The sequence below is a fragment of the Frankia gtarii genome, from assembly GCF_025403375.1.
In the GTDB taxonomy this organism is placed as follows: domain Bacteria; phylum Actinomycetota; class Actinomycetes; order Frankiales; family Frankiaceae; genus Frankia; species Frankia gtarii.
Genome location: NZ_JAMPTM010000227.1, coordinates 1 through 10,715, shown reverse-complemented (window position 1 = coordinate 10,715; position 10,715 = coordinate 1). Strand labels below are relative to the sequence as shown.

11 protein-coding genes and 1 CRISPR repeat array are annotated in these 10,715 nt (G+C 71.2%); of the genes, 3 read left to right on the top strand and 8 right to left on the bottom strand.

Going from position 1 to position 10,715, the window contains the following annotated elements; all coding sequences use genetic code 11:
* Positions 1–19: 19 nt before the first annotated feature.
* The 3 genes from NBZ83_RS24770 to NBZ83_RS24760 form a co-directional block, all read right to left on the bottom strand.
* Positions 20–1,123 carry a hypothetical protein gene (locus NBZ83_RS24770; RefSeq protein ID WP_261575898.1) on the bottom strand — a complete coding sequence of 368 codons (1,104 nt, stop codon included), beginning with the start codon at positions 1,121–1,123 and terminating at the stop codon, positions 20–22.
* 99 nt (positions 1,124–1,222) lie between these two features.
* Positions 1,223–2,230, bottom strand: a complete 1,008-nt coding sequence (locus NBZ83_RS24765; protein WP_261570702.1) for an alpha/beta hydrolase — start codon at positions 2,228–2,230, stop codon at positions 1,223–1,225.
* Positions 2,231–2,363: 133 nt separating this feature from the next.
* The gene (locus NBZ83_RS24760) at positions 2,364–2,888 is read right to left on the bottom strand and encodes a MarR family winged helix-turn-helix transcriptional regulator (protein WP_261570701.1); all 525 of its coding nucleotides are present in this window, start codon (positions 2,886–2,888) and stop codon (positions 2,364–2,366) included.
* 123 nt (positions 2,889–3,011) lie between these two features.
* Here NBZ83_RS24760 and NBZ83_RS24755 point away from each other — a divergent pair, with 123 nt between their 5' ends.
* Positions 3,012–3,686: an SDR family NAD(P)-dependent oxidoreductase gene (locus tag NBZ83_RS24755; protein WP_261570700.1), complete on the top strand. Its 675-nt coding sequence runs from the start codon at positions 3,012–3,014 to the stop codon at positions 3,684–3,686.
* Between the two features lie 97 nt (positions 3,687–3,783).
* Here NBZ83_RS24755 and NBZ83_RS24750 read toward each other — a convergent pair whose 3' ends face one another.
* Positions 3,784–4,347 carry a levansucrase gene (locus NBZ83_RS24750; RefSeq protein WP_261570699.1) on the bottom strand — a complete coding sequence of 188 codons (564 nt, stop codon included), beginning with the start codon at positions 4,345–4,347 and terminating at the stop codon, positions 3,784–3,786.
* Positions 4,348–4,585: 238 nt separating this feature from the next.
* A complete protein-coding gene (locus tag NBZ83_RS24745; protein ID WP_261570698.1) occupies positions 4,586–5,821 on the bottom strand; it encodes an ABC transporter substrate-binding protein in 1,236 nt (411 codons plus the stop codon).
* Between the two features lie 549 nt (positions 5,822–6,370).
* Here NBZ83_RS24745 and NBZ83_RS24740 point away from each other — a divergent pair.
* Entirely contained in the window at positions 6,371–6,796 is a 426-nt protein-coding gene (locus NBZ83_RS24740) for an NUDIX domain-containing protein (protein WP_261575897.1), read from the top strand.
* 144 nt (positions 6,797–6,940) lie between these two features.
* Entirely contained in the window at positions 6,941–7,432 is a 492-nt protein-coding gene (locus tag NBZ83_RS24735; RefSeq protein ID WP_261570696.1) for a DUF1707 SHOCT-like domain-containing protein, read from the top strand.
* 162 nt (positions 7,433–7,594) lie between these two features.
* Positions 7,595–9,026: direct repeats of the CRISPR family, unit length 28 nt; unit sequence GGAAGATCCCCGCGCGTGCGGGGACGAC.
* Between the two features lie 18 nt (positions 9,027–9,044).
* Here the strand turns inward: NBZ83_RS24735 and cas2e are convergent.
* The 3 genes from cas2e to NBZ83_RS24720 form a co-directional block, all read right to left on the bottom strand.
* Positions 9,045–9,323, bottom strand: a complete 279-nt coding sequence (gene cas2e / locus NBZ83_RS24730; RefSeq protein ID WP_261570695.1) for a type I-E CRISPR-associated endoribonuclease Cas2e — start codon at positions 9,321–9,323, stop codon at positions 9,045–9,047.
* Complete coding sequence (cas1e, locus tag NBZ83_RS24725) at positions 9,320–10,315, bottom strand: type I-E CRISPR-associated endonuclease Cas1e (RefSeq protein WP_261570694.1); 996 nt, start codon at positions 10,313–10,315, stop codon at positions 9,320–9,322. Before cas1e ends, cas2e begins: the two co-directional genes overlap by 4 nt.
* Before the next feature lies 1 nt (position 10,316).
* The coding region (locus NBZ83_RS24720) for a type I-E CRISPR-associated protein Cas6/Cse3/CasE (RefSeq protein WP_261575896.1) at positions 10,317–10,715 on the bottom strand (399 nt) is incomplete at its 5' end.

Below are 10,715 nucleotides of genomic sequence, written 5' to 3'. Positions count from 1 at the left end.
CCGTACGCCCCCCGCCCGCCTACAAGGAGGCGGACTTCAACGAACGCAGATGCCGCCGCCCTTCGGGGTCGGTCTGCAGGGCCAGCACGTGCTCGCCGTCGAGGTTCGCAAGCTTGGTGATGCCCTGCAGGTCCGCGGTCTCCCGCGGCACCCCGATCGGCTCGGTGGGCTCGGTCAGCGGGGCCTGGGCGTCGATGTCGCGGCGAGCGATCTTGATCAGGCCATGCGAGGTGTTCGCGACGAGCAGGTACTCCTCGCCGCCCTGGACGAAGGAGACCATGTCCAGCGGCTGGTTCATCGCGCCGAGCTCGGCGACGGTGCGCCCGACCACCTTGGTGCCCGGGGCCAGCTCGACCAGCGGGAAGTGCACGACCGGCGTGCAGGTGTAGCTGGCCAGGATGGCGCGGCCGCCGTCGTAGGGCACGAACGTGCGGATCGGTGCCGCCGTCTCCCACTTCCCGTGCGAGACGTGGAAGATCTCCAGGTTGTTGCCCGCCGCATCGGCGCCGTCCGTGAACGGGAACGGGATCCGCCGCAGTTTCGAGGAGAACTCCTCGTTGGACAGGCCGGCGACCAGCAGCGCCCCGTCCACATACGCCATGTCGGTGACCGTCGAGGTGCGGATCTGGCGGCGCAGGATGCGGATCGTGCGGGAGCCGACCGTGATCTGTTCGCCCTCGTCGCCGAGGGGCAGAATGACATCGACGCGTTCGTCGTCGGGGGCCGGGGCGTCGGCGATCGCCACCGCCGCGACCGGGACGTCGGTGAGCGGCACGTCGCTGATCGAGGCGTCCGCCCGGTCGATGCGCACCAGCACCGCCTGGGCGCTCTCGCCGTGGCCGCGCTGCACCGACAGGTAGATGTTGCCCGAGTCGGGGTGGACGGCGAGGTCGCGGATGGCGATGTCAGCCGCGTCGCAGCCGAGCAGCGAGCCGACCCGCCCGTCGACGTCGGCCAGCTCGAACGGCCCCGACCCGGCCCTGGGGCCCGGGTCGGCGACGTCGACCGCGAAGACACTCGCCGCGGCGTTGTCAGCGAGGAACAGGATCCCCGCCGGGCCGAAGGCGATCGGGCCCGCCGAGACGAGTTCCGCCCGGCCGACCCGTAGTCCGTACTCGGTCATGTTGATCTCCTCGATCTCCTCGGGTCGGGACGGGACGCCGGTACTGCATTCTCAACCTTGCCCACCGGCGAACTGTTCCATCCGCGGTCCACGCGGGTGTCAGGCGGTGATCAGCAGGCGGCGAAGCCAGTTCAGCCGGGCGGCGGCGCACTCCTGGGAGATCCGCGCCCGCGGCGCGAACAGGGCGAAGCCGTGGAAGCCGCCGGGCCAGACATGCAGCTCCGTCTGCACCCCGGCCCGCAGCAGGCGGGTGGCGTAGTCGATGTCCTCGTCGCGGAACGTCTCGGCGGATCCGACGTCGACGAACGCCGGCGGCAGGCCGGCCAGGTCGACGGCGCGCGCCGGTGCCGCGTAGGGGGAGACGTCCGGGCCGCCGGCGCCGTCGCCAAGCAGGGCCGTCCAGCCGGTCCGGTTCGACGTGCCGTCCCAGACTCCGAGCCCGGCCATCTGCGCGGTGGACGGCGAGTCGCCGCGGTCGTCGAGCATCGGGCACATCAGGAGCTGGCCGGCCAGCGCCGGGCCGCCGCGGTCGCGGGCGAGCAGCGCCGTCGCCGCCGCGAGGCCGCCGCCGGCACTGGTGCCGGCGAGGACGACCCGCCCGGAGGCCACGCCCAGCTCGCCGGCGTGCGCGGCCGTCCACAGCAGGCCCGCGTAGCAGTCCTCGACCGGCGCCGGGTGCGGATGCTCCGGGGCCAGCCGGTACTCGACCGAGACGACGACGAGGTGCAGAGCCTCGGCCCAGTCCAGGATCTCCGCCACGCCGGCACGGTTGTCGCCCATGATCATGCCACCGCCGTGGATGTGGTAGACGACCGCCGCCGGCGTCGCGGCCGCGCGCGGCCGGCAGACGAGCAGGCCGACCTGGGGCGCACCAGGCGGACCGGGCACCGACAGCTCCTCCACCGTGAACGCACCGCCGCGGTGCAGCTGCTCGTCGGGAACGGACGGCGCCGCCGAGGCGGCCCGTAACCTCGGCAGCATCTCAGGGGTGATCGACGGGCTGAGGAACTTCGCAAGCGGCTCGAGGGCCGCAGCCAGCTCCGGGTCGAACGGCGGCGGCGGGCCGACGGCGGCAGGCGACGAGAGCGGCGGATTGCTGACGGTCATCTGTTCTCCTGCTCACCGGATGGGACGCCGGCATCCGAGCCCGGCGGCGACAGACGGTCAGGACCACCGTACGCAGCAGGCGCGACAGGCGCGGCATTTCTGCCACCGAACGGCCGACGGAGTCCGGACCCCCTCACAGGCAGGGGCCGGATGCGGCCGTGGAGTCCGCAAGCCGGGTGAGCAACGCGCGCAGCAGGCGCTGCTCGTCCGGGCTGAACGCGGCGAGCAGCCGGGCCTCCGCCTCGTCGCGGGCCGCGGCGATGCGTGTCTGCAGCCGCCGGCCGGCCTCGGTGACCTCGGGGATGCGGGCGCGCCGGTCGCGCGGGTCGAGGCGGCGCACGACAAGCTCGTCGTCTTCGAGCCGATCCAGCAGCGACGTCAGCGTGGTCTTGTCGACGCCGAGTTCCCGGCCGAGCTGAAGCTGGGTGCGGCCACCTTCGACGCCGAGCGCGGTCAGCACGATCCAGTCGCGCACGCCGGCGAGGCCGTGCAACCGGGCGACCGTGTCGAGTTCCCCCCGCATGCGCGCGGCCGCCCGGTTGAGCAGCCAGGTGAGGTCGGCGGGCTGCGCCTCGGCAGCCCTGCCCACAGCAGGCGTCACCGTCGGGTCCACCGACAGCTTCGCGGAAGGACGCGACGGCACGGGCACGGGCACCATCCTATCGGATATCGTCCGGGCCAGGATGTTCTTATTTCAGACGTTCCGACCTCGGAGCATCCGCTACAGTGGCCCGCGGCTCCCCACGCCGCATCGCCTCCCACGACGCAAGGAGAACGGCAGATGCCGACCATCGCCATCATCGGGGCCGGGCCCGGCCTCGGGCTGTCCATCGCGCGCCGCTTCGGCCGGGAGGGCTTCGCCGTCGCGCTGATCTCCCGCAACCAGGCGAAGCTCGACGACCTCGCCGGCCAGCTCACCCGGGACGGCGTCACGGCGGCCGGTTTCGCCGCCGACGTCCTCGACCGGCCGTCCCTCATCGACGCGCTCACCCGCGCCGAGGCGCAGCTCGGCCCGATCGACGTGCTGGAGTACTCCCCCGCGCCGGCCGGGCGGCAGAATGCCGTGAACCCGATCGTCGGGGCACTCGACGTGACGGTGGAGAGCATCCAGCCGGAGATCGAGTACTACGTGTACGGAGCGGTCACCGCCATCCAGCACGTGCTGCCCGGCATGATCGAGCGCGGCACCGGAACGCTGCTGGTCACCACCGGGGCCTCGTCCGCTCTGGTCTTTCCCCAGATGGGCAACATCGGCCTCGCGACCGCCGCACTGCGCAACTGGGTGCTGGCGCTCAACGCCTCCCTCGCCGACAAGGGTGTGTATGCCGCCCACGTGCCGCTCGCGACCTTCATCGGCCGCGGCGGCCCCGAGACCCAGGCGGACACGATCGCGGAAATCTACTGGGAGCTGTACACCAAGCGCGACCAGGCCGAGCGGCTCTACTCGACCCTCTGAGCCGGCCCGATCGGCCGATCGACGCGCTCGATCTGATGACCCGCTCGACCCGGACACCGAGAACCGGTCCCGGGTCGGCCGGCGGGGCCACCACGGCTCAGATGAGGGTCCAACCCGGGCAGTCGAAGTAGCTCTCGCCCTTGTCGGTGAGATGCGACGCATACAGGCGCCCAATGGCGGGCCGGCCGCGGTGGAAACCCACCTGGCGCCGCGTCACATCGGCAACCACGGGACGCGCCAAGCAGGCGAACTGGACCCGCTGGCGGTCCACGGCCCAGGCCATGGCGGCCGGGTCGATCCGGCCGCTGACCAGGAGAGGGAACACCGCGACCCCGGTCTGCATCCCTGCCGGCAGCCCGCCCTTGTTCGCCTTGGCATAACGCTGCACCTGGGCGGTGAAGGTGTCGATGGTGGCGACGGTGATCTCGGGAACGGCCGCGGCGATGGTGAACAGGTGCAGCCTGGTGCCCATCCACCGCAGCCGGAAGTCCGCGCGTCGACCGACGAGAACCGGTGCCCCGGACCAGTCCTCCCAACGCGGACCACATCCGTCGGTCGCCAGCCGGCTCCCCACTGACGCCAAATACTCCTGAGCGATCTGTTCGTCCGCCATGAGGACGAGTTTTTCGCACAGCAGCCGACAACATCGTGCAGATGTCATCAGGCAGACCGAATGTGGGCGGTCGACGCCCGCCTCGGCCGCATAGGGCGGACCGGCCGGCGGGGCCATCGCTGCGGCCAAGCGCAGGTGCGCGCCTGTGCCCGGCCCCACGGCGCTCTGCCGCTGGCGGGTACGGCCCGGCAGCAGGTGGACCTGTTCGCCCGCTTCACCGCCGGAGCCCGTCCGCCGTAGGCGCCGAGCGAGCCGGCGCCTACGGCGGACGGGGCTGGTGGCGCGGTCAGGGACTGAGCTCGTGGCCGCAGAGATTCGGCTCCACCACGACGAACCCGCTGCCGGCCGCATTGGCCTGGACGAAGGAATAGCACGTGGTGGGGCGGGCGGCACCGTCCCGGAAACTGATGGTGCTGATCAGTCCGTCGGCGTCGTAACTGTTCACCGAGCGCAGGCCGTCGATGAATCCCTGCCGGGTCGGGCAGCTCCCGGCGATTTGCAGACCGCGCAGGAAGATGTCGGCGCTAATGTAGGAGATCACCGCAATATCCTGCTCGGGCTGGGCGATCTGCGGCGCAAACTGACGCATCGCCGCGAGATAGGCGCTGATCCCCGGCCCGCCGATCTCAAATGGCCGGTAGAACACCGGCACGGAGATTCCCGCCGCCTGCGGACCGAAGGTATGCAGCAACGCGTGGTCATATCCGTTGGCGGACAGCACGACCTTCGGGTTGTGGCCCGCGTTGCGCAGCACGGTCAGGACGGCGACGAGGTCCTTCGGCTCGATGACGCCGACGAGGGTGTCCGCGTGGGCGGCGACGATCCGCCGGGCGACCGCCACCGGATCGTCCACTCCCGTGGTGAAGGTGACCGTGCCCATCACCCGGACCCCGGCCGCCGACAGGCTGCGCGCGTACGTCGAGGCCGTGGTGGTGATGCCCGCCGACAGCGCCGTCTGCAGGATCACCGCGCGGCTGCCCCCCTGGTCCCGGACGAACCGGCCCTGGGTGTCGACGGCCGCGTCGGTGGCCGTGGTGGCGGCGAACATGTTCCGGGCCTGCGACCAGACCTGCTCCGAGGCCAGGCCCGTCACCGGAACGCCCTGCTGGGCGAGGTAGCCGGCGCTGCCCGACGCCGCGACGGACAGCTCGACGACACCGAAGACCCGTCGCTGCTCGACGAGGTCACGGGCGACGATGCCGTTCGCCGGCGGCGAGCCCTGGTCGTCGCGCCACTGGTAGACGACACGCCGCCCGTTGATCCCGCCGGCGGCGTTCACCGCCCCGAGTCGCGCGTCGATTCCCGCCCGAGCCGCCTCGAAGATCGGCGAGACCGGCCCCGAGTCGGGATACAGGACGCCGAGGTCGATCCGGTCGCCGCTCACCCCCGGGCTGGAGCAGGCCGCGACCGACGCCGCGGCACCCGGCCCGCAGCCGGCGAGCGCCGCCGCCACGGCGAGTGCGGTGACGGCCGCCCAGGCGCGCGGACAGCGGCGTGCGGACGTCCGGCGGCGCGAGAACACGGGACCCCCCGAGTGGTCGTCGTGACAGGAGAGGACGCGATCTGAAATCGGGCGGTGGAGGGTCTGGCTTGCCACACCAATCACGGGGTGACGATCCACGGGCGGATCAGAAAGGCAGAGACCGGAGCAAACCATACCAAGTAGCCGTCATCGGGATGTCGCCACCTACACGCGGCAGGCGCGCTCACATCAATCGGGGAGAAGATTCGCCGAAAACGTCGAATTCCCGTTCCCTGACATTCACCCGCCGGCCACCGGTTCGTTTTCTGATTACCCATCCAGACGGAGGTGACCTGGGATCCAACCATCGACGACCCCACAATGTCCCGACATTCCCGAGACACGTGATCAGCGTTACAGCCGACTCCGCCCGGAGCAGTCGGCCTGACGCCGATCCCGACGACCATGTCCGCCACGAACGGATCAGTGCGGCATCCGTGCGCGCTCTTCAAGCAGGCCGCCGATGATCCTCGGCCGCTGACGGCGGATAACGTCGATGGAGTGAACGGAGACGGAAGGCATGCTGCCCGCGACGAGCACCGGACACCTGTGGACGTGCTGCTGCTGGTGGTCCGCGAGGGTCGGCTGCTGCTGACCCGGCGGGCCGGCGACATCTACGGCAGCGGGTGGTGGGCGCTGCCCAGCGGACGTCTCGAGCCGGACGAGGACGTGGTGACCGCGGCCGTCCGCGAGCTGGACGAGGAGCTGGGACTCCGGGTCGAGGAGGACGACGTCACCTTCGTCGGCGTCACCCACGCCCTGCCCCCGGACAGCGGCGCCCGAATCGGCTTCGGCTTCCTCGTCGCCCGGTGGGTGGGCGAACCGAGCATCCGGGAGCCCGAGCTGTGTTCGAAGCTGCAGTGGTACGCGCCCGACGAGCTGCCGGAGCGGACACTGCCCTACACCAGAGAGATCGTCCGCCTGCATGTACAGGGCGAACACTTCTCCCGCCCCGGTTGGCCACCTCGGCGCTGAACCGCCCTCCGGGCCGCCGAGACACCACCACCGCGTGCCACCGCCTCTTCTCAGTCCGACCAGCCGGCGCTACCCGCGGCGAAACCCGGACACCAGGCATATCGTGGAAGTTGTTGCGGTGACCCCTCCGGCGAAGGAGCGGCGATGGCGGATGGACCTGGCGACTCCAGCGGGAGTCGGTACCTACGCCAGCACGACGTTGTGCCCGGCGGTACCGCCGGGCCGCCCATCGGCCTGCGCGCCAGCGACGCCGACCGTACGCACACCGCCGACTGGCTCGCCTGGGCAGCCGGCACCGGACAGCTCACCCTGGACGAGGCGGACGAGCGACTGGCCCACGCCTACGCAGCCCGCACCCTCGACGAGCTCACCCCACTCACAGCGGACCTGCAACCCAGACCGCAACCCGCCGCGCCACCGGCACAGCGCCCCGGCCTGCGCGACCGACTGCACGGGCTCCACCTGGTCGGCTCGCCACACGCCGTGATCCCGGCCGCGTTCCTCGCCCTCTTCCTGACCTTGCCAATCCTGACGCACGGCGCCATGTGGTTCCCCTGGCCCCTCATCGTCATCGGGATGATCGCCGGCAAGGCCCACCACCACACACCGGGACCCCACCGGCATCGGAACCACTGAGTATTCCGCCGCTCTGACCGCGAAGACCATTGTCGCCGACGGCGAATATCCCCGCGCGTGCGGGGACGACAGTCCGAATCGCTGGACTATCCGCCTGCCGTGGGGAAGATCCCCGCGTGCGGGGACGACTCCGTCACGAAGGGAGAGCTGATCGACGATTTGAGAAGATCCCCGCGCGTGCGGGGACGACACCGAGTGGAGCCCGCCGTTCGTCGTCCAACCGGGAAGATCCCCGCGCGTGCGGGGACGACGGTCAGAACGCCGCCGCCGACTCCTACGACCGCGGAAGATCCCCGCGCGTGCGGGGACGACCACGACCCATCCTCGGCCCGGTGCCATGGGCGAGGAAGATCCCCGCGCGTGCGGGGACGACTCGCGGCTGAGGCCGCGCGCCGCCGAAAGGGCGGGAAGATCCCCGCGCGTGCGGGGACGACACCGGCGGAGGCCAGCTCGCCGCCGGTGCCCCGGGAAGATCCCCGCGCGTGCGGGGACGACTGATCCTGAGCCGGGACGTCCTGCGGGACCAACGGAAGATCCCCGCGCGTGCGGGGACGACTCTGCGGGGCGCGCGCGGATGGTGGTGAGGGGCGGAAGATCCCCGCGCGTGCGGGGACGACTGACGTACCAACGTGATGACGAGTCCCCGGTGTGGAAGATCCCCGCGCGTGCGGGGACGACGGCGAGACGACGAACCTCGAGGAGACCAAGAACGGAAGATCCCCGCGCGTGCGGGGACGACCTCCCACCCGTCACAGTCGACTACCCGGTCAGGGGAAGATCCCCGCGCGTGCGGGGACGACACCATCGCTGGTAAGGATCACGTTTTCCACCTGTGGAAGATCCCCGCGCGTGCGGGGACGACGATCCCCCTGCCTGGTGGTCCGGCCGAACAGCCGGAAGATCCCCGCGCGTGCGGGGACGACGTACCCCTCCGGTGGAGGTGGCGGCGGGTCCGGGGAAGATCCCCGCGCGTGCGGGGACGACTGCCTACGCCCGGGACCTGATCGACCGGCCGGAGGAAGATCCCCGCGCGTGCGGGGACGACCGTGTGGCGAGACTCAGGTGAGCGAACAGCACCGGAAGATCCCCGCGCGTGCGGGGACGACGGTGAGCAGCACCCGGTACGGCACCTCTGTGGGGGAAGATCCCCGCGCGTGCGGGGACGACCCCTTCGGTCAGGCGTGCGGAGATCTGAGGGGCGGAAGATCCCCGCGCGTGCGGGGACGACATGCCTCTCGGGAACCGAGGGTCTCCGGGGAATGGAAGATCCCCGCGCGTGCGGGGACGACGCCCGTGGCGCACGTGTGCATCGGTGTGGAGCGGGAAGATCCCCGCGCGTGCGGGGACGACAGTATTTGCCACTGCTGCCCGTCTGCCTCGAAGGGAAGATCCCCGCGCGTGCGGGGACGACGCCCGGGTGAGGGAATCTAGCGTCAGCTACGGGGGAAGATCCCCGCGCGTGCGGGGACGACCGGCCGATAAGGGGGAGAAGAACCCGCCGGACGGGAAGATCCCCGCGCGTGCGGGGACGACCGCCAAACAAAAGGGACCCTCACCCGTCCCATTGGAAGATCCCCGCGCGTGCGGGGACGACGCTTGCTGACCTGGGGGTTTAGCGGTGTTGGCGGGCGAATAGCATCAGTCCGTCGTAGTCGATGGGGTGGGTGCGGTCGCGGCCGGCGGTGCGAGCGGACCAGCCCTGTTCGTTGGCGGCTGGCTCGATCATGATTGCGTGGCCGTCGCCGACGCGGTCGGCCAGCACATTCCAGAGGCGGTCGCGGACGCGGGCGCTGGGGTTGCCGACGAAGACGCCAGGGGCGATCTCGATCATCCATCGGGTGAGATGGCCGCGGAGGCCCTCGGCGACGGCGATGAGGACGACGACGGTCACCAGGGTGGGGGTGGCTGGTCGGTGTCGGGGCCGGTGACACCGACGATCGTGGTGTCGTCGGTCCCGTCGGCGAGGTCGATCGCCCAGTTGACCCCGCCGGGGACGTGGCCGTCGACGTCGTCCCACAGGTGTAGGGCGTCGGTATCGTCGAGGTCCGCGTCCGCGTCCTCGAGGAGGAGGTCCTTGATGTCGTGGATGATGCGGGCCATGAGGTGGCCGTCGGTGACTCGGTCCCGGAAGGCGGTGCGGATGTCGCGTTCCTCGACCAGTCCGGCGGCGGCAAGGTCGAACGCCAAGGGAATGGTGTACTCGGCCTTGTACAGGTCGGCGATGTCGAGGACAAACGATGTGGCCGCCCCGGTGTGAACGAAACCGAGGGCCGGGCTCGCTCCGATGCCAACGATAGCGGCGTGGCAGATCCCGTACAGGCAGCTGTGCCCCGCGGAGAGCAGCCGGTTGACATCGTCGCCGTCGGCGAACGGGTCGCCGTGCGTGTAGACCCGCCTGTTCCAGGTGACGCCTGCGCGGGCCGCCTGCGCGCGATAGATCTTCTTGATCCGGGCGCCTTCCCGGCCGCGTAGCTGCTGCATGGTGGCGGTGCTGACGTCGTCGTCGGGGAACCGTTTGCCATACATGCGCCGGGCGACGTCGAGGCGTTCCTTCGTCCGGGTGACGAGATAGGCCTGTCGCATCAGCAGACCGGCGCCGCGACTGGCGCCCAGGCCGGCCGCGTACATTCGCACACCTCGTTCGCCGACCCAGCACACGGCGGTGCCGGAATCCGCGAGCAGGCGGACCGCGCCGCTGGTGATGCGGGTCCCGGGGCCGAGCAGGACGGTCGCGATGAGGGCGGCGGGGACGCGCACCGTGCGTTCCTTGTTGACCAGGACAATGGCGTTGTCGGCGCGGTCGACGTGGCTCTTCTCCACATAGAGGGTCGAGATCCGGTCCTCGACGCGGTGCAGGTCCTGCGGGTCGGACAGCCACCACATGTCAGCCCCCGACCGGCGCGGCGAGCAGGGGCGCGAGGGTGATCAGTCCGCAGCCGTAGGCCTTGGCCGGGCCGACGCCGTGGAGCACGGTCTCACGCGCCCGGGCGGGGTCGCTGACGCGGAGGGCGCCTTCGAACGTCGCCGTGTTCAGCACCACCCGCCGGCCGGTCCGCGCCCCGTCGGCCGGCCGCTTGGTGAAGCTGAGGCGTTCGCGGGCGGTGAGCCGTAGCGCCGGTGCGCCGCGGTCCAGGCCAGGATCGGCGTCGGCTGGCTGGCCGAGGGGCTCGCCGTCGAGGTCGGCGGTGGTGAGCAGGGTGAAGCCCCAGCGGTCGACCCGATCGGTGAGCCAGGTGGTCTGGTGGGCGGCGGTGCGGTGGCCGACGCGGACGCCGCGGGGGCT